We start from the raw sequence: 22746 nt of genomic DNA, 5'->3' as shown, positions 1-22746 counted from the left end.
TTTCTGCTCTGAGACGCCTTAGCCTAGTCCTCGACATTTTGTCAGGATTGGGTTGAAATTATAAATAGCGACCATACTATTCCAGTAATGGTTCGTACAGATGTATTTGGCTGTATTTTGTGAAGAGTGAGTAAAAGAATGGCAAATTTATTAGACTTGAAGTCAGATGACTTCGATTACAATCCAAATAATTTATTGGATACTTTGATTAAGCAATTGCACTTAAAGAATGACGCGGCATTGTCTCGTGCATTGGAAGTCGCACCACCAGTAATTAGTAAAATTCGTCACCACCATCTACCGGTTGGTGCGTCTTTGTTGATTCGTATGCACGAAATCAGTGATTTAAGCATTAAAGATTTACGAGCATTGATGGGTGACCGTCGGGAAAAGTTCCGCATTGGCGATCAGGTAATTCGCGTCGATTAATCCGACTTGAAATGATCGTCCATAGGATTAAATCACTTGTGATTTAATCCTATTTTTTTGCCCATTTTCGATTTCAGTTAGGTGTAACGCAACACTTCATAGTATCAAAAAAAATCAAAATTGATCTCATTCTAGAGAATGGGATGCCATAAGTTTTGCGCGATATTTTACGTTGCTATAAGGTGATGTAAAAAATCCACACTACCAGTTGAAACTAACTATTCCAATTGGGCATCCGCCTTCGAGCAATTGCTCGTGCTAACATAAAGACCTAAATAAAGTTTTAAGTTCTATTGAGGTCATCATGACAATTCAATTTACAGGAAACTCGCATCTTCGTCCCGACAATAAGATGCGTCTGTATCCAACCAAAATTATTAATATTATTGGTGGTCCGGGATGTGATAAGTCTTTATTTTCTTCTGCAATTATCTTGAATTTGAATTTGCGCCATAAATCAGTTGAGCAAATTCCTGATTACGCAAAATCTTTGGTCTGGCAAAAAGATTATGATGCGCTTAGAAATCAATATCGAATCGCTCAGCGGCAATTTGAGATGCTGGATTTGTTGGATGGTCAGGTGCAATACCTGGTGACAGAATGTGCCTTAATGCAGGTACTTTATTACAACGAAGCCTATAGAGAAAATATCTGTGATGTTGATAAGACAAAGTCCCAAATTTTAGAATGGTATAACCGTCACGATAATATTAACTTGTTGGTTGAGCGTAGTGATAAAAAATATGTGCAAACGGGGCGATTTCAAAATGAGAATGAAGCGCGCAAAATTGACGTCGAACTGAGAGAGATAATGATCCGTGAAGATATTCCGTTCACTTCAATGCCAGCGGACGTCGTTGCAATCAATAACTTTGCCCGGTCTTTATAGAAAATTTAGAGCATCATTCGAAATGCAGAAAGCAAAATGGCTTAGCATATTTGCTAAGCCATATCGTTTTTGGTCGGGACGGCAAGATTCGAACTTGCGACCCCGTGCACCCCATGCACGTACGCTACCAGGCTGCGCTACGCCCCGACTCTGAGCGGAGAATTATAGGGTATTTGCTGTTTTTTATCCATCAGAAATTGCGACTAGCTACTAGTTGTAAACCGTATCGCCTAATATCCATTTCAATTTTGTTTTAGTGATTGTCAGACTCGTTTAAAAACAGTCACAATAGAGGCTTGGCGCGGATATTCTTTGCGCGAATGATTTGATGCTTGCTACCAGTGAGCTTATCTATACTAACTTATCCACAATTACTTAAAGAGATTTCTATGTCGATAAAGATCAGTCAAAATTTTGATGCCGGTGCTATTGAAGTGGTTAGCACGGTAGATGTGGAAAATATTCAGCTGAAATTGCGTTCTGACTCGAATGCCGAATTTTCACAGTGGTTTTATTTTCGTTTGCAGGGCGCGCGGGATCAAGACGCGACAATTCACATTGTGAATGCGGGTGAAGCGACTTATCCAGACGGCTGGGTAAACTATCGTGCCGTAGCAAGTTACGACCGCGAAAATTGGTTCCGCGTCGAGACCGAATTTGACGGTAAAGTGATGAGCATTAAACACACACCTGATACGGACAGTGTGTATTACGCGTATTTTGAGCCATACAGCTGGGAGCGCCATTTGGCCCTGTTGGGTAGTGTGGAGCAATCGGATCAAGTGCGGGTTGAGGACTTAGGAAATACGGTCGATGGCCGTGACTTAAATTTAGTCGTTGTCGGCAATCCGTCTGCAAAGAAAAAAGTATGGATCATTGCCCGTCAACATCCGGGCGAAACGATGGCTGAGTGGTTAGTTGAGGGGACTTTGAATGCTTTGCTCGACCCATCTAATCCTATCGCTCGCGCTATTTTGGACGACGCCGTTTTGTACGTAGTGCCGAATATGAATCCTGATGGCTCTGTACGCGGTAATTTGCGTACCAATGCCGCCGGCGCGAATTTGAATCGCGAATGGATGACGCCTTCTCTAGAAACTAGTCCTGAAGTGTATTACGTGAAGAAGAAAATCGAAGAAGTTGGTTGTGACTTGTTTCTTGATATTCATGGTGATGAAGGTTTGCCTTATGTTTTCGTGGCAGGTAGCGAAATGTTAGAAGGTTTTAGCGAAAAACAAATGCAAGAGCAAACGGCATTCGTGAATAGTTTTTGTGCGGCGAGCCCTGATTTTCAGACTAAGTTTGGCTATGAAGCAAGTAAATACAATGAAGACTTGCTGAAGCTAGCATCGAAGTACATTGGTCATACCTTCAAATGCGTTTCTTTGACTTTGGAACTGCCATTCAAAGATAATGCAAACATGCCAGATCTGGAAGTGGGCTGGGACGGATCACGCAGTATGAAATTGGGCGAGGCGATGTTGCAACCTATTTTGACCGCTTTAAATAATGTTGTGAAGAGCTAAGGTGGGTATAGAAATCGAACGCAAATTTCTGGTCGTCGCGGACGACTGGAAGTCTTTAGCAAAACCTGTTTTTATGCGTCAGGGCTATTTGAGTTCTCAAGCCAATCGCGTTGTACGTGTGCGCATCGAAGATCAAGCTGCTATGTTGACGATCAAAGGTAAAGCAGACGGTATTGCAAGAGGGGAGTGGGAATATCCAATTCCATTGAGCGATGCGCAAGCACTTTTAGATGCTTTGTGCGAGCAGCCTTTGATCGAAAAGAATCGCTATCGAATTGCGATAGATGATTTGGTATGGGAAGTTGATGAATTCTTTGGCGACAATGCGGGTTTAGTGGTGGCCGAAGTTGAATTGAATAGCGTCGATCAGATGTTTGTTAAACCTGCCTGGTGTGGCGACGAAGTCAGTCAAGATCATCGCTATGCAAATGCTAATTTGATTAAACATCCTTTTAAACTTTGGTAGTATTTTTTTTCGTATCCACATGTTTAAATAAAGACAGCCAGATGTTTCGTCTGGCTGTTTTTTTTGCGTGGGTTTTGGTTTCTATGCATTTAGTGAAAATGCACTGAGCCTTCGGGTGGTGCGTCTTCCGGCATCTCTGGATGCACCAGTTCGCCCTCAGCGTCCGCATATAAGGGAGCTTGGCAGTCATCGCAAAACTCTAAGCCAAAAATATCTTCCAGCATTTGTATATTCGTAAGCCCACTCTCTTTGAGCAAGGTTGGGATATCACCCTCACGCTCGTCCATCGTGGAGATAGACGGGCCGATCAATGCGTTGACTTCATCTTCTTGCTGATAGAGTGGCCAGATGACGCCATAGATAATTTCCGGCTCACCTTTCAAGGTAAAGCCTACCCGCAATTCATCCACTTGTCCTGGGTGAGTTTCTGGCCCGAAGCGGGCGATGATCGCACCGAGATCTGAGGCTTCTACATTTAATGTTTGCGTCAGATAAAAAACAGCAGAGCGTATCGAAATTGGCCGCACCAAAATGTCCGCTTCGCGGCACGCTGAGTAGTAGGACTCAGGCAGTAGAAATTCAAAGCCACAGCCTGGCAATAAATGAGCGACATCGGCATGGGCCCTTTGTTTCCAAAGTAAGACAGCCGCTTCTTTCGCTTTGGCGATATCGAAAGGGGAGGGCGTCATTTGCCATTGGAATAAAGGTGAGTTTTCAGGCGCGATAATGACACCTAATAAGTAGCGACTATCTGCAAGGAAGGGGACTGTTTTAGGTAAATCTTTTGCTGGTACGATCGCCTTATCACGCAAAAAATGGTCGGCAGTATGGTGCATCAAATCATTGATGGCGCAGTGATCTTGCGGTAGCTGATCGATGGAAAACAAGTTTGGCAGAATACTGATCTGCACGCCTTTGCAAAGTAAAGATTCGCGCCAACTGTTTGTTAGAGATTTTAAAATGTTTGGAGGGACCGAGCCCGAAGCTATTTCAAATCGACTCCATGCCAAAATCGGCGCTGCGACCAAGAGTAAGTCATAGTTGGTGTCGCCTAATTTAATGTTGCCAGAGGTTGCGATGGACTCGATTGCTTCAATTAAGACTTCATAGGCATCAGGCTGATTGGTAAAGACATGCTCTGCCGCAGAATCAAGTACAGACTGATGTTTTAATTCCAGATTCTTTGCCACTAAAGTATCTAGCAAAGCCTGCCAGTCATTGTCTTCCAGGCGGCTACCGGCTTGCGATATCGCATGTGAAAGATTGGCGATGCGTAAGGCGTCGCCAGCTAATTTTTGAATTTTCTTTTTCGGTGCGCGTCGCATAGTGTTCTCGATTCTTAATGTTGTCGGTGTGCTGGCGCTACTTTACTTATCGTTCAAGTGTGACGCGAAGCGGCAGCCAAAATGCAGAGCCGCTCGGCATAAGTCTATTTTTTTGAGTATTGCGTTTTACCGAATAAAATATCTTTGGACTTGTCGTCGGTCAATGGTTTTCTCAAATTGGAGAGTACTTGCAGGCCACGCTGCACAGCTGGACGCTCATTAATGGCATCAAACCAGCGCTTGGTATGTGGATATTCGACCCAATCGATGCCTTGATTCGCCGCTGATCGAGTCCAGGGAAAGCAAGCGATGTCGGCGATGCTGTAGTCTTCGCCCGCCAGATAGGATTGTTGGCTCAGTTGCTTCTCCAAGACGTTGTACAAGCGCTTCGCTTCGTTTGTATAGCGGTCGTAGGCGTAATCAATCTTCTCTGGTGCATATATGCGGAAGTGGTGTGCTTGACCTAGCATAGGGCCAAGTCCACCCATCTGAAACATCAGCCATTGTAAGGTTTGATATTTTTCCCTGTCGCTGTTCCCTAAAAAACGTCCGACCTTACCCGCCAAATAGACCAAAATGGCACCTGACTCAAATAAGGCAATCGGCTTACCATCAGGCCCATCAGCATCAACGATGGCCGGGATCTTATTATTCGGTGAAATGGCTAAGAAATCCGGCTTAAATTGATCGCCCGCAGCGATGTCGACAGGGACAGCGCGATAATTCAGGCCACATTCTTCCAGCATGATATGAACTTTGTGACCATTCGGTGTAGGCCAGGAATAAACATCGATCATAGTTTCTCCATCAAAAAAATAGCAAGGTGCTGCAAGGTCAAGACTCTCATTCGCCTATTGCCGTCGATTATATCCTGTGGAAAGGGATTTGATCTTGATTCTCGCCAGCAGTGCGAAAGACTGAACAAAGATCGAGACGGTTGCAATTACCCCTATTGAAAAAAAACTTTAAATTGGATGAAATTAATCTAGACAAAACAATCTAGATCATTTAATCTAGATCAATAGGTCTACATCGATGTGACCAACTTGGTAAAGGAAAAAGCAATGAGCAACTCCGGTACAAACCGTGGCAAAAAGAATGCAACAAAAGATGTGATGCCGAAGCCAACCGCAGCAGAAATGGAAATATTCAAGCTGTTGTGGGTTTTAGGTTCGGCGACAGCCAAGCAGGTGCATGAAGCCGGCGCTAAAGAGCGACCAGAACTAGCCTACGCCTCTGTTTTGCGCATGCTGCAGGTGATGCACAGCAAAGGTTTGCTGAACCGTGATGAAAGCCAGCGTGCGCATGTTTATAGCGCCGTAGAAGCACAAGACGATTTGCAAACGAATCTAGTCAAAGATTTGATTCACAAAGCTTTCTCTGGTTCTGCCAAGGCCTTAGTGTTGGCAGCATTGCGCACGCACGTCAGCAAAGAAGAACGTGCCGAGATACAAAAATTCTTGCATGGAGATGAAGAATGAATAGCGAACTTTCAAACTTCACACAGAACCTCATTCAAGCACTAGGGTGGAGCCTCGTACACTTTGTCTGGCAAGGTTGCGTCATTGCCTTGATATTGGCGGTGGTTTTGGCCCTGACTCGCAAGGCAAAGGCACAATTACGCTATGCCATTGCTTGTGTCACCTTACTACTTTGCGCAATGCTCCCAGTGTGGAAGTTTGTACAGGGACTGGAACGCGGAACTAGTTTCGATGTGGCTTTGCAAGCAACGGCGCAAGTGGCTATGTCGACACAGGACGTTCATCCATTGATGCAAGTGAGCGTCATAGTTCAAAACAATTTGCACTGGATCGTTTTTTGTTGGGCCTTGGTGGTCGCGTTGTTGAGCGTGCGCCTTTGTCTCGGACTGTGGTGGCTAAAAGGCTATGGCAGCGGTCAACGTGGTCAAGTTAATTTGTACTGGCAAGCTCAGCTTGATGAGTTAGCGCAGCATTTTGCTTTACCCGGACGTGTCTTATTACGTGTCGTCAAAGATATAGAAAGTCCGCTGACGATAGGTTGGTTGCGTCCTATGGTCTTGGTGCCAGCGTCCTTAGTGACGGGTATGGAACCGTCTTACCTGCAGGCCTTGCTAGCACATGAGTTGGCGCATATTCGTCGCTACGATTATCTGATGAACCTGATCCAAAATGTCATTGAAATGATTTTGTTTTTCCATCCAGCCGTCTGGTGGATTTCAAAAAAAATCCGTAATGAAAGAGAAAATATTGCGGATGATTTAGCCGCAAGCATGCTCGGCGAACCGCGGCGTCTGGCGCTTGCTTTACAAGAGTTGGAATTACTCCAATTCACCACCCCTCAACTCGCCCAAGCGGCACATGGAGGAAATCTTATGTCCAGAATCAAACGTTTAATACGTCCAGAGGTACAAAGTGTTAATTGGAAAACCGCGGTGACAGCAGTCGGTATCGCAATGGTTTGCGTAGGCTTCGCTGCGAATGCAGCCATGCCAAGCTTGTCTCAACACAGCCGCCCAAGCGCACACAATCAAGCGGTAGCGACCTCAATTGAAAATGTGGTCGACGCCGATTTTGTGGAATCAGCACCGCTAAGTACTGACTTTTCAAATCAGACTTCATCGACGACAGCAGACTTCATTCGGCCAAAGAGTAAGGTAGCGAGTGGCCAAGATGCCGTTATTGCAGCCCGCATTGATTTTGAAAAAAATGGATGTAAACCAGAATACCCGCGCGAAGCATTGCGCAAAGAAGCGACTGGTGTAACGACGCTTAATGTTGCGACCTCCGCCAAAGGCCGTATTGAAAAAGTGAGCATCCTAAAATCTAGTGGACATGAATTGCTTGATAACTCAGTCAGGAACCAGCTGCTGTCAGGAAAATGCACACAAAAACCAGGATCAATTAACGGTAAACCGCAGACTACGATCACGCAAGTTCAATATGTGTGGAAGTTAGATTGACTGTTTTAAATTAGGTCAGCATGCGTCTTTTTGGAGGTGGTGTTATCCATCTCTAATAAGGCGAGCTATGTTCGTTATTGACGACAAGGAAAAGATTTATGCCTAAAAAAATTCTAGCAATATTCTGCCTTGTGCTTTCTAGTGTGACATTCGCATCTTCTTTGCCTGCATTTCCATTTATTCATGCGACGGGCGAAGCATTGCTTGTTGTACGCCCCGATGTGGGTGAAATTGATTTTGAATTGACCGAGTTGACTAGTGATCCTCAGCAGACCATGGATATTATGGAAAAGAATTCTGCGGAGGTGATTGCTTTTCTGGTAGAGCAAGGTTTACTTGAAGAAGACATCGAGGCAGCAGAAGTAAAAAAGTATATTAGTCCCGTTGAATATTTAGATAGCTCAGAGGCGCAAAAGAAATTTCGCCTGATGCGCAATTTTCATCTTGTCATCCGTGACATACAAAAATGGAACGCTATTGTCTCGGGTTTATTAGCGAAACCGTATTTAGGAAATTTTTCTGTTAGCTTTGGACGCAGCGATATGGAGAGAATACAAAATGATCTTGTCTTGATGGCGACCTCTAACGCTAAGCAAAATGCAGCACGTCTGGCGCAGGGTTTATCGGTGCGACTAGGTCCTGCAAATGCGGCATCTCAATCACCCTTGAAAAGCGTCAGCACAATTTTGGGTATGGACGGTGTCGTTAAACGCGAAGAACAAATCGTGCAAAATAAACCTATATCCCGAGATCTTGCGGTGCCAACCTTGTTGAAGTTTAAGCAAAGTGTGGATGTTGTGTTTCGAATTAAATTTTGACTTTTTTTGATATCGATAGACCTAGTTATTCTGATCCATTCTTCTCTAATCCCTGGGATTTTAAGCCGGGTGACGTTGTGTCATTCGGCTTATTTTTTTCACCTATTTGGTGTGTCAAAATAGATTCAAAATTCCATCCAAACCAACAAAATTCAAAGCGACATTAGCTTGCGCACGCACTACCGGTTTAGCGCGAAACGCGACCGACAAACCAGCAATCCCCATCATCTTCAAATCATTCGCGCCGTCACCCATGACGATGGCTTGCTGAGTACTGATACCGAGTTCGGTACAAATTTTTTCTACTGTGCGCTTTTTTTCATCGGCATTAACGATAGTGCCGACGACTTTGCCAGTCAGCTTGTCGTCGATGATCTCGAGCACATTCGCATGGGTGTAATCGAGATTTAAGCGGGACTTCATTCTGTCGGTGAAGAAAGTAAAACCGCCAGACACCAACAAAGTTTTTAAGCCTGCTTGCTGTACTTGCTGAAGCATATATTCTGCGCCCAAAGATAACTGCAGACGTTGATCGTAGACTCTTTGTAAGGCAGATGCTTCTAATCCTTTGAGCAGGCCAACACGGCGGATTAAGCTCTCTTGGAATTCAATTTCGCCACGCATCGCGGCTTCGGTGATTTCTGCGACTTGTGGCTTCAAACCCTGCATGTCGGCGATTTCGTCTATGCATTCTATGGTGATTAAGGTGGAATCCATATCCATCGCAACCAATTTAAATTCACTTAGTTGCTGCGCTGGCCCATGATAGACATCGAGTTGCGCACTAAAGCATAGTTTTTGAATGGCCTGCAGAATGTCAGCGTCGCATTGCACGTTCTCAAGGCGCACTGCGTTGGGATTAATTTCTAAAATTTTCTCTGCACCTGACATCTGCGCGATGCTTTGAATAGTTGCCGCTTGTTCTGTTAAGACGGCATGTAAACCTTGTATGGTCAGATTCATGTTTTGCATATTGATAATGGGACGGCGGATTAGTGTAGTGCTTTCATCGTGCTCTTGATCTGGGCGACGCGTGCGGCCAGGTCAGGCATGTTGGCGCTGATGCGTAACTTATCTTGACCGTTTAGTTTGATGTGTTTATTTTTTTGAACCAGCTCGATAATGCGCATCGCATCAATGGGTGGTTGTGGTTCAAATTGTAGTGTCGCGCCTTCGCTATGGGCATCAATTTTGATAATGCCCAATGGCTTGGCGGCAACGCGCAATCGGTGTGTTTCTAACAGTGATTTTACCGGTTCGGGTAATTTTCCAAAACGATCTATCATCTCTTCTTGTAAATCATCAATGGCATCAAGTTTGTTGCAATTTGCCAGGCGTTTATAGATCGATAAACGCTCATGTACATCACCACAAAAATCGCTGGGTAAGAGAGCAGGGATGTGTAAATTAATTTCAGTGGTCGTGGAAAGCGGTGCTGCGAGGTCGGGCTCTTTGCCATTCTTCAAGCTGCGTACGGCTTCGCTCAACATATCGGAATACATCTGGAAGCCAATTTCGTGCATTTCACCCGATTGATTGTCACCCAAGACTTCACCGGCTCCACGAATCTCTAGGTCGTGCATCGCCAAGTAGAATCCGCTGCCGAGCTCTTCCATTTGCTGGATCGCTTCCAATCGGCGATTCGCTTGCTTGGTTAAACCTTGTACGTCGTGTACCAATAAATAAGCATAGGCTTGATGATGTGAGCGACCGACGCGACCACGCAATTGATGCAATTGCGCCAAACCGAATTTATCCGCCCTATGCATGATGATGGTATTGGCGCTTGGTACGTCAATACCGGTTTCGATAATCGTGGTGCACAGCAAAATGTTATAGCGTTGCGCAACAAAGTCACGCATGACTTTTTCTAAGTCGCGCTCATTCATCTGGCCATGACCTACCGCAATGCGAGCTTCCGGTAACAAGGCTTCCAGCATGGCTTTGCGGTTTTCTATCGTCTCGACTTCATTGTGTAAGAAATAAACTTGACCGCCGCGTTTGAGTTCACGTAAGCACGCTTCACGGATCACAGAATCGCCTTCGCTGCGCACGAATGTTTTGATTGCTAATCGTTTTTGTGGTGCTGTGGCGATGATTGAGAAGTCACGTAAACCTTCTAGTGCCATTCCCAATGTACGTGGAATCGGTGTCGCGGTTAAGGTCAGTACGTCGACTTCTGCGCGTAAGGCTTTCAGCGTTTCTTTTTGGCGCACTCCGAAGCGATGTTCTTCGTCGATAATCACCAAACCGAGGCGGGAGAATTTCACGTCATCGGATAAAAGCTTGTGCGTACCGATTACAATATCGACCGTGCCATCGCCCATGCCTTTGATGGCTTGTGCAATTTCTTTGCCACTTCTGAAACGCGATAACTCCGCAATCTTCACTGGCCAATTGGCGAAACGATCAGTGAAAGTTTGTGCGTGCTGTTCCGCCAGTAGCGTGGTTGGTGCCAATATGGCGACTTGTTTGCCACCCATGACAGCGACGAAAGCTGCACGCAATGCGACTTCCGTTTTGCCAAAACCGACATCGCCGCAAATCAATCTGTCCATCGGTTTGCCCGAGGTCATATCGCCTATCACCGCCGTGATTGCAGCCGCTTGATCTGGCGTTTCATCAAAGCCAAAGCTATCAGCAAACGCCGCGTAATCGTGGGCAGAATATTCAAAAGCATGACCTTGACGCAAAGCGCGACGAGCGTAGAGATTGAGTAATTCAGCGGCGGTATCACGGATTTGCTGCGCAGCTTTGCGCTTGGCTTTTTCCCACTGACCCGAGCCTAATGCATGTAAAGGCGCATCGTCCGGTGATGCGCCTGAATAGCGTGAAATCACATGCAACTGCGACACTGGCACATATAACTTGGTATCTTTTGCGTATTCTAAATGCAGAAATTCGGTTTCGCCTTCGCCCAAATCCATGCTAATGAGGCCCATGTAGCGGCCGATACCATGATTGCTGTGGACGACCGGGTCACCAATCTTTAATTCCGATAAGTCGCGCACCATGTGCTCGACTTGCGTTACTGCTTCTTGCTTCTTGCGACCTATACGCTTGCCAGAACCAGCGTACAACTCCGTTTCAGTGATGAATGCGATGTCTTGCGCTTGAAAGCCAGCATGTAAAGGCGCGACGCCTAAGACTAATTTGGTGCTGCTGGTTATGAAGTCGGTGTAGTCTTCACTGATGCTGATTTCTAAATCGAAATCACGGAAATACTGTTGCAGAGTTTCGCGTCGGCCGGCTGTTTCAGCGCAAATGAAAACGCGTTTGTCGGTCTGCAATAAATACGAGCGCAGATTCGTCAGAGGATCATCGGCTCGACGATTGACTGCGATATCGGGTAAAAAGCTAGAGACTTCAGACGCTGCTCCACCGTTTTGCAAGATCCAACGCGACTCTGATTTCAGCGTCGCAAAGAAGTCTTCATCTCGTAAAAAGATAATTTCTGGCGGTAGGACAGGGCGTTCTCTATCGGATTTTAAAAACTGGTAACGCGAGCGCGTGTCGATCCAGAAACGTTGTATCGCTTCTTCTATATCACCGATCAAAACGTAATGCGTGTTTTGTGGAAGGTAATCGAAAAGTGTTGCAGTCGACTCAAAAAATAAGGGCAAATAATACTCAATACCAGCCGATGCAATGCCATTTCCTATGTCTTTATACACAGTAGAACGCGAAGGATCGCCTTCAAACTGTTCACGCCAACGATTACGGAATGCGCTGCGGCCCGCTTCGTCCATAGGGAATTCACGGCCTGGCAATAGACGAACTTCTTTGACTGGATACAGTGAGCGTTGCGTATCTGCGTCGAAGGTTCGTATGGTCTCAATGTTATCGCCAAACTGGTCAAGACGATAAGGCAGCACCGAACCCATAGGAAACAAATCAATTAAACCGCCACGCACTGAATACTCTCCAGGTGACATGACCTGGGAGACATGGGTGTAACCAGCCAATGTCAATTGTGTTTTGAGTTTGGCTTCGTTAAGGGTTTCACCGACTTTAAAAAAGAAAGTGTACGCCGCTAAGAAAGACGGCGGCGCCATGCGCACTAAGGCCGTGGTAGCGGGAACGATTAAAACATCGCAGTTGCCACTATTGATTTCATATAAAGTTGCCAAGCGCTCAGATACCAGATCCTGATGCGGTGAAAAAGCGTCATACGGCAAAGTCTCCCAGTCTGGCAGCAAATGACAGCGCAGATCCGGTGCGAACCATGGTAATTCACTCAGTAAGCGTTGGGCGTCTGCCGGGCTGGCAACGAAAATCGTCAAAAATCGTTGCTCGGCTTTTAATGCAGACGCAGCCTGTGCGATGGCATAGGCATCGGCGGAACCGTGGGTAGGCGGCAACACGAATCTGTGACCAGCTTTGGGTAGTGCTTTGATGAAATCGAAAGACATTAGATGTAAAGCAAGGAGTTCTGCTAATTCATGCTAAACGATCTGGAAAAAGCCCAGTGGCAAGAATTGGCGGTTAAAATGAGCATCAATTATAAACGATGCACAAGCCCAGCTATTTATATCCTCGAAATGACCCAACATTCTTCCGACTTCGTTGATTTGCCACAGAATCTACAAGATGCAAATTCAACAGGCGTAAAGCCCAAATATATCGCGTTGATCCCTGCTGCCGGCGTTGGCGCTCGTATGGCTGCGAATGTGCCTAAGCAATATTTAGACTTGGCAGGGAAAAGTGTTTTGCAAAGGACGGTTGATTGTTTTCTCGATTGTCCAGAAATTGATCAGATATTTGTCGTAGTCAGTGTTGAGGATGCGTTTATTGATGAGGCTTTAGCTGAGCACAAAAAGCTAACGGTACTGAATTGTGGTGGCGCTACGCGTCGTGATACCGTCCAAAATGGGTTGGAAGTGATACGCAAATACAGCAATTATGAAGATGATGACCATATTCTGGTGCATGATGCAGCGCGTCCTGGCTTGACTCCTGCATTAGTGAGAAAGCTGATCGATGCGGTCGGGGATTATATGGGGGGAGGCTTGTTGGCATTGCCAGTGGTCGATACGGTGAAGCGAAGTGTTGACGGGCAAGTCGAAACCATAGATAGGACGAATTTGTGGTTGGCTCAAACACCGCAGATGTTTCGTTTGGGTTTGTTGTCAGGTGCGCTAGAAATGGCAATTCAAGTGACCGATGAAGCCAGTGCTATTGAAACGATAGGTTATCGACCTAAACTAGTTGAGGGTGCATTGCGCAATCGTAAGCTGACGGTTCCCGAAGATTTGGAATTTTTGAAATTATTTTTTAAAGAGCTATGAGTACAAGCGAAAAAAGTCAGGCTGTAAGTTTGCCATTACCCCCACCATTCCGAATTGGTCAGGGATACGATTGTCATGCTTTGGTTGGAGGCCGCAAATTAATCATTGGTGGCGTCGATATCCCCCATAAAACGGGTTTGTTGGGGCATTCAGATGCCGACGTTTTATTGCATGCGATCACCGATGCACTTCTTGGCGCTGCAGCACTTGGAGATATAGGTCAATTGTTTCCAGATACGGATGCTAAATTTGCCGGTGCAGATTCTCGTATTTTGCTAAGGGAAGCGATTGCGCGTGTCCATGCGAGCGGCTATATTCTGGGGAATTTAGATGCCACTATCATTGCGCAACAACCCAAAATGGCGCCACATATTCCTAGCATGGTTCACCATATTGCTGAGGATTTGCAGGTGACATTGGCACAGGTCAATATCAAAGCTAAGACCAATGAGAAGTTAGGATATTTGGGAAGGGAAGAAGGGATTGCGGCCGAAGCAGTGGTCTTACTCTTTAAGGCCTAGTGCCACACGAATTTCCATGAAGTGAAGAAAAATAATGCAGTAAATATTAAGTAAGAAACAAGGAGAAAATATGAAGCGCGATATGTTAAAAGGTTTGCTCAAACAATTGCAGGATGGCTTGCATACTACCGATCAAGTCGATGCAGAGATGAAAACCCTACTGCAAAATCTACATCAAGATATTGAGACCGTATTGAATAAAGATGAACAACCAGATGATCCTTTATACGCTGCTCTGGGTGATCGTTCTAGGGCGATCTATGCGCAGTTTGCTACTAAGCATCCAAAACTGGAACCTGCCTTGCGTGAGTTGGGTAGTATGCTGGAGAAAATGGGAGTCTAAAGTATCCTCTTCATCGATTTAGAAAATAAAAAAGACGCCCAAGAGCGTCTTTTTTATATTGCTTTCAGCGGCAGATTATTTAATCACGGCTGCTTTGATCAACGATTGTTGGTAAGCTTGAACTTTTTCTTGTACTAAGCTTTCGCCAATTTGTTGTTTTACTTCTTCTAATGTTGGCAGTTTCAAAGGACGTACGTCATCCAATTTGATGACATGGAAGCCAACTTCAGTTTTCACTGGTGTTTCTGTGAATTGGCCTTTTTTCAAAGTAGCCAACGCTGCGGCGAATGCCGGTGGTACATTTGCTTGAGAAACCCAATCCAAATCGCCGCCTTTACCAGCAGAGCCTGTGTCTTTAGATTGTTTTGCCAATTCGTCAAACTTCGCGCCAGCTTTTAATTTGGAAATGATCGCTTTTGCATCCTCTTCTTTTTCCACCAAGATGTGGAAAGGATGGTATTCATTGTCACCGTTTTGTGTTTTCCACTTATCGTATGCAGCTTTAATATCAGCTTCTGATACTGGGTTTTTTTCTACATGAGCACGCATTAATGACTGTATCAAAATCTGTTGACGAGCCATTTCGATCTGAGTTTTAACATCTTCACTTTTTGAGTAGCCAGCTTTTTCTGCAGCTTGCAATAAAACTTCTGTACCAACCAAACGGTCTTTAATCATTGCGCGCAATTGTGGCGTGTCTTTTTGACCTTGAGCCAAAGCTTGCTTTACATATGGTTCTGCTTTTGAAGCAGGGATTGCTTTTCCATTGACCGTTGCCAGATTCTGCGCCATCGCAGGGAATGCGGTTACAAGAAGTACAACCAGCAAATGAGCGGGTTTAAAAGTCATTATCTATTCCTAAAATAACAAAGTAATTGAAACAAAAAACGGTTAATAAAATAAATGCTTAAGTGTTTATTTCGATGCTTCAGAAGGACTTAAGGCGTGGATAACAAGTGCATGTATCTCCGTGTGCATTAAATCGCCAACGGCATCATACACTAGACGGTGGCGGGAAATGCGATTTAAACCAGCAAATTTTTCGCTAATAATTGTAACAGTGAAGTGTCCGGCACCACTGGCCGCACCCGCATGTCCTTTGTGTGCGGCGGAATCGTCATTCAACTCGCAGGAAAGTGGCTGCAGTGCTAGTTCTAGTCTGTTTTGAATAGCCTGTATTCTTGTTGTTGATTGGTTCATTTTGGTTCCTCAATATGTTTTGCCAGAAAGAAACTTTGCAGTATGAGGAATACCGGCAAAGCACCGATGGAATAAAGTTTGAACGTAACCCACGTGGTTTGTGGATAATTGAATGCGACATAGATGTTCAGTATTCCCATCGCTATGAAATACAGTGCCCAGATTACGCTAAGCGTGCGCCAAATTGTTTCTGGCATTGTAATTTGGCTACCCATTGCAACTTTCAGGAGATTTTTCTTGAAGATAAACTCACTTAATAGGAAAGCAGCGCCATAGGCCCAGTAGATGATGGTTGGTTTCCATTTAATGAATGCATCATTTTGAAAGTAAATAGTGGCGCTACCAAATACCGTAATGATAAAGAAGGAGATCCAAAGCATAGGATCGACTTTCTTTTTTGAAACCACTAAGTAGGCAATCTGAATGATAGAAGCAACAATTGCGAGTGCTGTCGCTAGCAGAATTGGTGCTTGTTCTAGGCCTACTCCATTGCTGGCCGTGAGATGAGAGAGAATCTGGTTGGCAAGTTGCTGCGAAGTTTCAGCGTTCTTTTCGCCCCATTTGTAGGTGATGAAAAATAAGATTACCGGAAATACATCAAACAAGAATTTCATCATAAAAAAGGATCAGTTTTAGTTTTTTGCTTTAAATTTTAATGACGCGGAATTAATGCAGTAACGCAGCCGAGTCGGTGGTGGACCATCTGGAAATACATGCCCCAAATGAGCGTCGCAAATATTACACACAATTTCGATACGCGTCATGCCATGTGAGTGATCCGGGATTTCTCTGACATACTCAGGATTGAGCGCTTTGAAATAACTTGGCCAGCCGCAACCCGAATCAAATTTCGCATCAGACTCAAAAAGGGGAGTGTCACAGCATACACAGGTATAGATGCCTGTTTCATGATGATCCCAAAATTTACCGGTAAATGCACGCTCGGTGGCAGCATGCCGGGTTACTTCGTACTCCATATCGGAAAGTTGCTTGCGCCATTCGCTGTCTGTTTTTTTTACTTTGTTCATGATGCTTCCCATCTCATTTAGATCGATTAGTGTGGATTTGAGCAGCTTTAATGAGTAACTTGAATTATTTGGTTAAGAAGAACAACTTACCGAAAGCGTGCTCGCCCAGTCTGGCGGAAGTTGCGCATAGGTTTCATGTTCGATTTGTTCATCGTACGGTGTAGCCAGTATAGTAAGTAATTTATGAACCTCGCTGAAGTCTTTTTGTTCAGCTCGTTCTATAGCTTGCTGGGCTAGGTAATTGCGTAAGACATATTTTGGGTTAACCTGGTTCATACAGGTCTGTCGTTCTAGGTCCTGCGAATGTTCTAGTTGGAGTCGCTTTCTATAGCTTTCTAGCCATACATCAAGTCGTTCTCGATTGACAAATAGGTCTCGCAAAAAGTTATCGTTTTGCTTGCTTGTCGTTTGGATACGGCTAAGTTGCCGGAAGGCCAAAGTAAAGTCCGTGCCAGCTTCTGCCATTATCTCAAGGTACTCCGTGAATAAATTCTGGTCGTCGGCTTGCAAGGTTGTTAAGCCAAACTTGGCTTGCATGACGCGCTCATAGCTGCTTTCAAACTGCCCAACATAGCAGGACAACGCTTCTTGTGTAGACTCTACGTCACCGATTAGTGGTAACAAAGCCTGCGCCAAAGCGTGGCAATTCCATTGGCCTATGCGCGGTTGCATTTGGTAGGAATAACGTCCCTGATTGTCGCTGTGATTGCAAATGTGTGCTGGGTCGTAGCCATCCATGAAACCGAATGGTCCATAGTCTAAAGTGAGGCCTAAGATCGACATATTGTCGGTATTTAACACGCCGTGCATGAAACCAACGGATTGCCACAGCGCTACCAGATCTGCGGTTTTAATGACTACCGCACGTAACAATGCTTGATAGGGATTTTCGGATTGTGCTAGATCTGGATAGTAATGTTCAATGACGAAGTCTGCCAGTGTTTTTAACTGTTCCGATTTGTCGTTGTAATACCAATGCTCAAAGGATCCAAATCGAATAAAACTTGGGGCTGTGCGGGTGACGATGGCAGTTTTTTCTGGCATTTCTCGCATCGTATATTGATCAGACCCTGTGATGCATAGTGCGCGCGAAGTTGGTATGCCTAATCCCGCCATGGCTTCAGAGCATAAAAATTCTCTAATTGACGAACGGAGCACTGCTCGTCCATCTCCCATTCGGGAGTAGGGCGTCATACCGGCACCTTTTAATTGAATTTCGTGTAGTGCACCACTTTGTTTTGATGCTAACTCGCCAAGCAAAATCGCGCGACCATCTCCCAGTTGTCCCGCCCAAATGCCAAATTGATGACCCGAGTATACGGATGCCAGTGGTGTGCTACCAGGCTGAGCACGATTGCCGCTAAAGATTTCCACGACTTCTTGCGACTGCATTTGTTTAGCTGATAGATTGAATTCAGCTAACATTGATGGACTAGTCGCAATCAGATACGGAGACTTTATCGGCGTAGGTTGTAACTCCGTATAGAAGGTATGACCAAGACTAGCAAAGCGCTTATAAAACTCTAGGGAGTTAGACGTAGAAGTTTCTGAGTGGCTCATTGGTAATTGATTTGGCCGTTACAGCGCAAGATAAGATCGAAGCGCTATTTTGACAGAGAACGGCTATTCATGTTGAGCTAGCGTCTGACATTGCAAATGCCAGACGCAGTATGAGTCATTGCGATTTAAAGCTTGCCTACATTAGGCGGAGTGGCGCTCCACCACTTTACAGCCGTCTAAGAGGAATGACAAACTGATGACCAGAACCAATTCACCTTCGGCCGAACGTGCAGTGCCCGTGATACCTGGTGTGGAGATGCAGGTCAAAGGTTTGATTACCAAATCAGAGGTGCCATCTACAGAATCTACTGAAATGATATAAGGGTTAGGTGCTGCAATGACGATACCCACACGTTCAGTGCTTTTCTCATATCCAAGAACATTACCTAAAGAACGAATAGGAAGTGGCCTACCTAAGTCTCGCAATACGGGTTGTCCGCCTACACTTTCAAATGTTTCAGGCAATTCCACCACACGTTGCACGGTAGACATAGGTAGTGCAAGAGACGCACCAGCTGTCCTCACCAGCATCGTTGGTACGATAGACAATTCGATTGGCAGGCGAATGATAAATGTAGTGCCCTTACCCAAATGTGAGTTAATTCGGATGGCGCCGCGGTGACGTTCCACCGCTGTCTTTACCACGTCCATGCCAACCCCGCGACCCGATACACTGGATGCCACTTCTTTAGTTGAGAAGCCTGGCAAGAAGACTAGTTGGAAGGCTTCATCATCAGTTTTTGCTTCGTGAATGTTGATTAAGCCTTTAGAAATCGCTTTTTCACGCAAGCGAGAGGCATCCATACCTTTACCGTCATCAGTTACTTCGATCATGACGCTACTGGCTTCTTGCCAAGCTTTGAGTAAAATTTTTGCGCGAGCGGGTTTTGTTGTTTGCGCACGTTCCTCGGCGGATTCAATGCCGTGATCCAATGAGTTACGTAGCATATGTACTAGCGGATCATACAAACTATCTACCACCACACGATCTACTTCAGTTTCTGCACCAGAAATTTCAAGATCAACATCTTTGCCCAAGTCTTTGGCCAATTCACGAATCAAACGAGGAAACTTTTGGAATAGTCGACCGACTGGTTGCATTCGAGTTGCCAAAGTTGCTCGTTGTAATTCGGTGGAATAGCGAGAGGCGCGATTCAATGTTTCAGTAAGTGCAGACATCAATGGCGCAGCGTCACCATCGAACGAATACTGCCCTAATTTTTCTAATAATACGGCGGCCTGATTTGCAGCTTGTACCGATTCGCCTGCAACTTCCAGCAAAACATCGAGCTTAACTGCATCGATACGTATGCTTTCTTCTTTGGCTGGTGCTGATTGTTTAATTTCGCTGCTCGCCAAAGAAGTTTTAACTGCTTCTTGTTCTTGTTTGACAACAGGATTAACCACAGTAACTTCGGGTAATGTACCTGGTGGTGTAACTGCGCGATAATAAGCTTCCCAAGCTACCTCGCCATCAGGAACAGCGGGCAAAGTGTCGGCACTAATAATGCTAGTGTGGGCTCCTGCTGCAGCATTCGCGGAAACTGCCGCCGCGGCCACTTTGGTATCTTTTTTTGCCGGTGTGGAGGTGACTTTGCCTTCTATTGCGTCGTTTAATAGCTGCTCTAAAGCAGCTGGCATAGTTGATAATTGTTCAGGACTGGTGCCGTTTGATAAGGCAGTAAGTTGATCTGAAACAAAGCCACTTGCTTCTAAAGCAGCTTCAATCGCGATTGGTGTCACTGGTGATTTGCCAGTACGCAAAGCGTCAAATAAGTTTTCAGTCAGATGGCATGCCGACACCATTGCTGACAGGTTCATGAAACCAGCACCACCCTTGATTGTATGAAAAGAACGAAATACGGCGTTCAATGTATTCATATCTTCAGGATTGCGTTGCAAGGAGAGCAGGTGTTCTTCGACGTTGATCGCCAAATCTAAAGCTTCAACGACAAACTCTTTGAGCATATCATCCATTTAGAAACCCAAGCTATCAAGTAGGTTGTCTACATCGTCCTGCTCAAGCGCAGCGTTAGGAACCGATGGGCCTTCCATTAATTCAATGGCTTTTTCTTTTAAATCTTTAGGTGCATTATCCAGCAGAATTTGGGCAAGTTCGTGTTCTACGGCCTGGGTAATAACCAATACTTTTTTGATAAGTTGCCCGGTTAAGTCTTGAAAATCCTGAGCCATCATAATGTCAAGCAAACGCGCTTTTTCGGCGTCGGTCGAGGCAAGTACCTTGTTTGCAAACGACTTTGAGTCTGATGCGAGTACTTTAAAATCGTCAATACTTAATTTTCCGTCAAATAGTGTGCCCCAGCGCTCATCGATGTCTTTTGCATTTTTTCCCAGAGCGTCTTGCTCTGGAATGCCAGCATCGGTGGCGTTAAGTACTTTGTTGGCTGCCTGTTCAGTTAGGGTGGCGACATACTCAAGACGGCCCTGAGCATCGGCAATCTGCGAAGCCACGTCTGAAAGTGATCTGTCATAGCCAAGCTCTCTCATGGAGTCATGCATCATGCGAACTAAACCACCTAAACGGTCAAACATAGGCTTAGCGGCATCTGTGCCTGCTTGTAAAATTAATTTTGCTGGTGGCGTCTCAATGACTGGTGCGGCTGCAGGTGACGGACTTTCTGTGGCATTGCTGTCACGTTGTGTCGCCATCTCCTCGAATAGTGCGTCTAGATCATCAGCTGAGTCTGTCATAATTCTTTATTCTCCATAGTCGCCAATATTGATTGCCGAATTCAAATCGAAATTGGCTTTTTTCATGCTCAATTTCAAGATGGATTCAGTCAAAAAGCCATGCTGTCATGAAGTGACTCAATTCCTAAGGGAATTTGCCGACAGCAACCAGACTTGCATGTTGTAAGGATAACCCCGAGCAACAAAATTTGTCATCACTTAATTACTGAATTAGTGAATTTATTTACAAAGCTTGCGGATTTGCAACTAAGCGTGAGCAAAATTTTTCGGGAGTTTCAATAATAAATAGACATAATTGTTGAGTTTTTCTAGCTAATTTAAGTAATGCTTTGTCTTTCGTTACCAAAATATGTGCATCTGCATCGCGTGCGATCTCTAGAAATTTTTGATCGTCCTTGTCAGTGCAAACTGGCAGCTTTATATTTTTTGCAGGAAGGTCTTCAACAGCAATTAAGTCGTCGAAAGTTGCTACAATCGCGCCTCGCGTGTCGTCGGTGATTGGTAGGTGCTTGTAGTGCAGTACGGCCAACCATTCGTCGCGGCAGTCAGCCCGCGTGATTGCTTGCAGAGTCTGATCTTTAAGTCCTGCGTTTATTTGAGACCACCGTGGATCGCGAAACACAAATAAATCCAAACAAACATTCGTATCTAAAATAATTTTAAGCGTCATACGTGTATTTACATTTAGTGCCTAGCAATTTGCGTAGCGCGGCACGGATCCTTTATTGAGTAGTTAAATTTTGAATTGAACTTCTATGTTGATTTTGTTATCTCCCGCAAAAAGTCTCGATTTTGAGACACCTGCGCTTGTGAAGACATCGAGTGAACCTGCATTTGCTGACGAAACTGCGTATTTATCTCAACTAGCTGCGACCTTAAGTGTGGCAGATTTACAGAACCTGATGAGTATATCGACTAATCTTGCGGAGCTTAATTTCGAACGTTTTGCTGCAATGCGTGATCGCAAGCATACTATGCCAACTCGACAAGCGGTCTTTTTATTTGATGGCGATGTTTATGACGGACTGCAGGCGCGTCAATTGCCCAAAAAAGAAGTGAGTTACTTGCAGTCGCATTTGCGAATTTTGTCCGGCTTGTACGGCATCTTGCGCCCGCTCGATACGATTCAGGCTTATCGCTTAGAAATGGGAACAGGCTTAAAAAATAGTGCGGGAAGTAACTTGTATGCCTATTGGCGCGACAAGCTAAGTGCCTACTTAAGGCAAGAACTATCAGTTACAAAAAGTAAGTTCTTGGTTAATCTTGCCTCGGAAGAGTATGCTAAAGCGTTGATACTAAAAGACTTGGGCTTGCCAGTGATTCACCCTGTTTTCCAAGACTACTCTGCAGGTAAGTTCAAAGTTATTTCATTTTTTGCGAAACGAGCCCGTGGTTCCATGGTGCGGTATTGCGCTGTGAACCAGATTCGACATCCAGAAAAATTAAAGAATTTTGATTGGGATGGATATCAATTTATCGAAGAGGAGTCCAATCAAACGCATTGGGTTTATCGTCGAAAGCAATGAGACTCTGTTAATTTTTAAGGAAAGTGGTCAAAGCAGTAAACTAATGCTGTCTAGTCCTAAAATAAGTTGACAACTAAAAGTGTTGCAAACACGCCCGATGAACCTCATTGGGCGTTTTGTTTTTGAGACTCGAGTGTGGTCGTTCGTTGTTATAAATTTGAATGGATTGTGCGA

24 protein-coding genes and 1 tRNA gene are annotated in these 22746 nt (G+C 45.0%); 11 read left to right on the top strand and 14 right to left on the bottom strand.

Annotated features, from left to right (window positions below; all coding sequences use genetic code 11):
- The first annotated feature begins 138 nt into the window (after positions 1–138).
- Both ACO0KZ_RS19055 and ACO0KZ_RS19050 read left to right on the top strand, forming a co-directional pair.
- Entirely contained in the window at positions 139–429 is a 291-nt protein-coding gene (locus ACO0KZ_RS19055) for a hypothetical protein (RefSeq protein WP_186889660.1), read from the top strand.
- Positions 430–733: 304 nt separating this feature from the next.
- The gene (locus ACO0KZ_RS19050; protein ID WP_422998153.1) at positions 734–1318 is read left to right on the top strand and encodes a hypothetical protein; all 585 of its coding nucleotides are present in this window, start codon (positions 734–736) and stop codon (positions 1316–1318) included.
- Between the two features lie 70 nt (positions 1319–1388).
- Here the strand turns inward: ACO0KZ_RS19050 and ACO0KZ_RS19045 are convergent.
- Positions 1389–1465 (bottom strand) — tRNA-Pro (locus ACO0KZ_RS19045).
- Between the two features lie 242 nt (positions 1466–1707).
- Here ACO0KZ_RS19045 and ACO0KZ_RS19040 point away from each other — a divergent pair.
- Positions 1708–2844 (top strand): M14 family metallopeptidase, encoded by a 1137-nt coding sequence (locus tag ACO0KZ_RS19040; RefSeq protein WP_422998151.1) that lies wholly within the window; start codon positions 1708–1710, stop codon positions 2842–2844.
- Position 2845: 1 nt separating this feature from the next.
- Entirely contained in the window at positions 2846–3310 is a 465-nt protein-coding gene (locus ACO0KZ_RS19035; protein ID WP_422998149.1) for a CYTH domain-containing protein, read from the top strand.
- An 89-nt stretch (positions 3311–3399) separates the two neighbouring features.
- On the opposite strand, the gene ACO0KZ_RS19030 is transcribed toward ACO0KZ_RS19035, so the two are convergent.
- Both ACO0KZ_RS19030 and ACO0KZ_RS19025 read right to left on the bottom strand, forming a co-directional pair.
- The gene (locus tag ACO0KZ_RS19030; protein WP_422998147.1) at positions 3400–4635 is read right to left on the bottom strand and encodes a DUF2863 family protein; all 1236 of its coding nucleotides are present in this window, start codon (positions 4633–4635) and stop codon (positions 3400–3402) included.
- Between the two features lie 104 nt (positions 4636–4739).
- Positions 4740–5432 (bottom strand): glutathione binding-like protein, encoded by a 693-nt coding sequence (locus ACO0KZ_RS19025; protein ID WP_422998145.1) that lies wholly within the window; start codon positions 5430–5432, stop codon positions 4740–4742.
- Between the two features lie 267 nt (positions 5433–5699).
- On the opposite strand from ACO0KZ_RS19025, the gene ACO0KZ_RS19020 reads away from it, so the two are divergent.
- The 3 genes from ACO0KZ_RS19020 to ACO0KZ_RS19010 all read left to right on the top strand — a co-directional run bounded on the left by ACO0KZ_RS19020 (position 5700) and on the right by ACO0KZ_RS19010 (position 8394).
- The gene (locus ACO0KZ_RS19020) at positions 5700–6116 is read left to right on the top strand and encodes a BlaI/MecI/CopY family transcriptional regulator (RefSeq protein ID WP_422998143.1); all 417 of its coding nucleotides are present in this window, start codon (positions 5700–5702) and stop codon (positions 6114–6116) included.
- Complete coding sequence (locus tag ACO0KZ_RS19015; RefSeq protein WP_422998141.1) at positions 6113–7576, top strand: TonB family protein; 1464 nt, start codon at positions 6113–6115, stop codon at positions 7574–7576. Before ACO0KZ_RS19020 ends, ACO0KZ_RS19015 begins: the two co-directional genes overlap by 4 nt.
- A gap of 98 nt (positions 7577–7674) precedes the next feature.
- Positions 7675–8394, top strand: a complete 720-nt coding sequence (locus tag ACO0KZ_RS19010) for an SIMPL domain-containing protein (RefSeq protein WP_422998139.1) — start codon at positions 7675–7677, stop codon at positions 8392–8394.
- Positions 8395–8508: 114 nt separating this feature from the next.
- On the opposite strand, the gene serB is transcribed toward ACO0KZ_RS19010, so the two are convergent.
- Together serB and mfd are read right to left on the bottom strand one after the other, a co-directional pair.
- Positions 8509–9357 (bottom strand): phosphoserine phosphatase SerB, encoded by an 849-nt coding sequence (serB, locus tag ACO0KZ_RS19005; RefSeq protein ID WP_422998137.1) that lies wholly within the window; start codon positions 9355–9357, stop codon positions 8509–8511.
- Between the two features lie 29 nt (positions 9358–9386).
- Positions 9387–12806, bottom strand: coding sequence for a transcription-repair coupling factor (gene mfd, locus ACO0KZ_RS19000; RefSeq protein ID WP_422998135.1), 3420 nt, complete (start codon positions 12804–12806; stop codon positions 9387–9389).
- Positions 12807–12836: 30 nt separating this feature from the next.
- On the opposite strand from mfd, the gene ispD reads away from it, so the two are divergent.
- From ispD to ACO0KZ_RS18985, 3 genes are all read left to right on the top strand, one after another.
- Positions 12837–13682 (top strand): 2-C-methyl-D-erythritol 4-phosphate cytidylyltransferase, encoded by an 846-nt coding sequence (gene ispD, locus ACO0KZ_RS18995; protein WP_422998133.1) that lies wholly within the window; start codon positions 12837–12839, stop codon positions 13680–13682.
- Positions 13679–14203: a 2-C-methyl-D-erythritol 2,4-cyclodiphosphate synthase gene (gene ispF / locus ACO0KZ_RS18990; RefSeq protein WP_422998131.1), complete on the top strand. Its 525-nt coding sequence runs from the start codon at positions 13679–13681 to the stop codon at positions 14201–14203. The genes ispD and ispF overlap by 4 nt, the downstream gene beginning before the upstream one ends.
- Positions 14204–14273: 70 nt before the next feature.
- Complete coding sequence (locus ACO0KZ_RS18985; RefSeq protein ID WP_422998129.1) at positions 14274–14546, top strand: DUF4404 family protein; 273 nt, start codon at positions 14274–14276, stop codon at positions 14544–14546.
- A 75-nt stretch (positions 14547–14621) separates the two neighbouring features.
- On the opposite strand, the gene ACO0KZ_RS18980 is transcribed toward ACO0KZ_RS18985, so the two are convergent.
- From ACO0KZ_RS18980 to ACO0KZ_RS18945, 8 genes are all read right to left on the bottom strand, one after another.
- Entirely contained in the window at positions 14622–15395 is a 774-nt protein-coding gene (locus ACO0KZ_RS18980; RefSeq protein ID WP_422998127.1) for a peptidyl-prolyl cis-trans isomerase, read from the bottom strand.
- Positions 15396–15461: 66 nt separating this feature from the next.
- Positions 15462–15746, bottom strand: coding sequence for a BolA family protein (locus ACO0KZ_RS18975; protein WP_422998125.1), 285 nt, complete (start codon positions 15744–15746; stop codon positions 15462–15464).
- Positions 15743–16360: a septation protein A gene (locus ACO0KZ_RS18970; RefSeq protein ID WP_422998123.1), complete on the bottom strand. Its 618-nt coding sequence runs from the start codon at positions 16358–16360 to the stop codon at positions 15743–15745. The genes ACO0KZ_RS18975 and ACO0KZ_RS18970 overlap by 4 nt, the downstream gene beginning before the upstream one ends.
- Before the next feature lie 18 nt (positions 16361–16378).
- Positions 16379–16774, bottom strand: coding sequence for a peptide-methionine (R)-S-oxide reductase MsrB (gene msrB / locus ACO0KZ_RS18965; protein ID WP_422998121.1), 396 nt, complete (start codon positions 16772–16774; stop codon positions 16379–16381).
- Positions 16775–16846: 72 nt separating this feature from the next.
- A complete protein-coding gene (locus tag ACO0KZ_RS18960) occupies positions 16847–18334 on the bottom strand; it encodes a protein adenylyltransferase SelO (protein WP_422998119.1) in 1488 nt (495 codons plus the stop codon).
- Between the two features lie 141 nt (positions 18335–18475).
- Positions 18476–20311: a chemotaxis protein CheA gene (locus tag ACO0KZ_RS18955; RefSeq protein ID WP_422998117.1), complete on the bottom strand. Its 1836-nt coding sequence runs from the start codon at positions 20309–20311 to the stop codon at positions 18476–18478.
- Positions 20312–21046 (bottom strand): protein phosphatase CheZ, encoded by a 735-nt coding sequence (locus tag ACO0KZ_RS18950; RefSeq protein WP_422998115.1) that lies wholly within the window; start codon positions 21044–21046, stop codon positions 20312–20314.
- A 223-nt stretch (positions 21047–21269) separates the two neighbouring features.
- A complete protein-coding gene (locus ACO0KZ_RS18945; protein ID WP_422998113.1) occupies positions 21270–21716 on the bottom strand; it encodes a putative toxin-antitoxin system toxin component, PIN family in 447 nt (148 codons plus the stop codon).
- An 85-nt stretch (positions 21717–21801) separates the two neighbouring features.
- Between ACO0KZ_RS18945 and yaaA the strand changes: the two genes are divergently transcribed.
- Positions 21802–22572 (top strand): peroxide stress protein YaaA, encoded by a 771-nt coding sequence (gene yaaA / locus ACO0KZ_RS18940; protein ID WP_422998111.1) that lies wholly within the window; start codon positions 21802–21804, stop codon positions 22570–22572.
- A 73-nt stretch (positions 22573–22645) separates the two neighbouring features.
- Here the strand turns inward: yaaA and ACO0KZ_RS18935 are convergent.
- Positions 22646–22746 (bottom strand): integrase core domain-containing protein (locus tag ACO0KZ_RS18935; RefSeq protein ID WP_186942982.1); only part of this gene is annotated, 101 nt, incomplete at its 5' end.

This window comes from Undibacterium sp. Di24W, assembly GCF_049340325.1.
In the GTDB taxonomy this organism is placed as follows: Bacteria; Pseudomonadota; Gammaproteobacteria; order Burkholderiales; family Burkholderiaceae_D; genus Undibacterium.
This window is presented reverse-complemented; position numbering and strand designations above follow the sequence as displayed.

Excerpts from the sequence above, each read along its gene's own strand:
- ACO0KZ_RS19055 (WP_186889660.1), top strand. The coding sequence starts at position 139 with ATGGCAAATTTATTAGACTTGAAGTCAGATGACTTCGATTACAATCCA.
- ACO0KZ_RS18975 (WP_422998125.1), bottom strand. The coding sequence starts at position 15,746 with ATGAACCAATCAACAACAAGAATACAGGCTATTCAAAACAGACTAGAA.
- ACO0KZ_RS18955 (WP_422998117.1), bottom strand. The coding sequence starts at position 20,311 with ATGGATGATATGCTCAAAGAGTTTGTCGTTGAAGCTTTAGATTTGGCG.
- ispF (WP_422998131.1), top strand. The coding sequence starts at position 13,679 with ATGAGTACAAGCGAAAAAAGTCAGGCTGTAAGTTTGCCATTACCCCCA.
- ACO0KZ_RS19050 (WP_422998153.1), top strand. The coding sequence starts at position 734 with ATGACAATTCAATTTACAGGAAACTCGCATCTTCGTCCCGACAATAAG.
- serB (WP_422998137.1), bottom strand. The coding sequence starts at position 9,357 with ATGAATCTGACCATACAAGGTTTACATGCCGTCTTAACAGAACAAGCG.
- yaaA (WP_422998111.1), top strand. The coding sequence starts at position 21,802 with ATGTTGATTTTGTTATCTCCCGCAAAAAGTCTCGATTTTGAGACACCT.
- ACO0KZ_RS18950 (WP_422998115.1), bottom strand. The coding sequence starts at position 21,046 with ATGACAGACTCAGCTGATGATCTAGACGCACTATTCGAGGAGATGGCG.
- ispD (WP_422998133.1), top strand. The coding sequence starts at position 12,837 with ATGCTAAACGATCTGGAAAAAGCCCAGTGGCAAGAATTGGCGGTTAAA.
- ACO0KZ_RS19030 (WP_422998147.1), bottom strand. The coding sequence starts at position 4,635 with ATGCGACGCGCACCGAAAAAGAAAATTCAAAAATTAGCTGGCGACGCC.
- ACO0KZ_RS19040 (WP_422998151.1), top strand. The coding sequence starts at position 1,708 with ATGTCGATAAAGATCAGTCAAAATTTTGATGCCGGTGCTATTGAAGTG.
- ACO0KZ_RS19025 (WP_422998145.1), bottom strand. The coding sequence starts at position 5,432 with ATGATCGATGTTTATTCCTGGCCTACACCGAATGGTCACAAAGTTCAT.
- ACO0KZ_RS18980 (WP_422998127.1), bottom strand. The coding sequence starts at position 15,395 with ATGACTTTTAAACCCGCTCATTTGCTGGTTGTACTTCTTGTAACCGCA.
- mfd (WP_422998135.1), bottom strand. The coding sequence starts at position 12,806 with ATGTCTTTCGATTTCATCAAAGCACTACCCAAAGCTGGTCACAGATTC.
- msrB (WP_422998121.1), bottom strand. The coding sequence starts at position 16,774 with ATGAACAAAGTAAAAAAAACAGACAGCGAATGGCGCAAGCAACTTTCC.
- ACO0KZ_RS19010 (WP_422998139.1), top strand. The coding sequence starts at position 7,675 with ATGCCTAAAAAAATTCTAGCAATATTCTGCCTTGTGCTTTCTAGTGTG.
- ACO0KZ_RS19015 (WP_422998141.1), top strand. The coding sequence starts at position 6,113 with ATGAATAGCGAACTTTCAAACTTCACACAGAACCTCATTCAAGCACTA.
- ACO0KZ_RS19020 (WP_422998143.1), top strand. The coding sequence starts at position 5,700 with ATGAGCAACTCCGGTACAAACCGTGGCAAAAAGAATGCAACAAAAGAT.
- ACO0KZ_RS18960 (WP_422998119.1), bottom strand. The coding sequence starts at position 18,334 with ATGAGCCACTCAGAAACTTCTACGTCTAACTCCCTAGAGTTTTATAAG.
- ACO0KZ_RS18985 (WP_422998129.1), top strand. The coding sequence starts at position 14,274 with ATGAAGCGCGATATGTTAAAAGGTTTGCTCAAACAATTGCAGGATGGC.
- ACO0KZ_RS18945 (WP_422998113.1), bottom strand. The coding sequence starts at position 21,716 with ATGACGCTTAAAATTATTTTAGATACGAATGTTTGTTTGGATTTATTT.
- ACO0KZ_RS18970 (WP_422998123.1), bottom strand. The coding sequence starts at position 16,360 with ATGAAATTCTTGTTTGATGTATTTCCGGTAATCTTATTTTTCATCACC.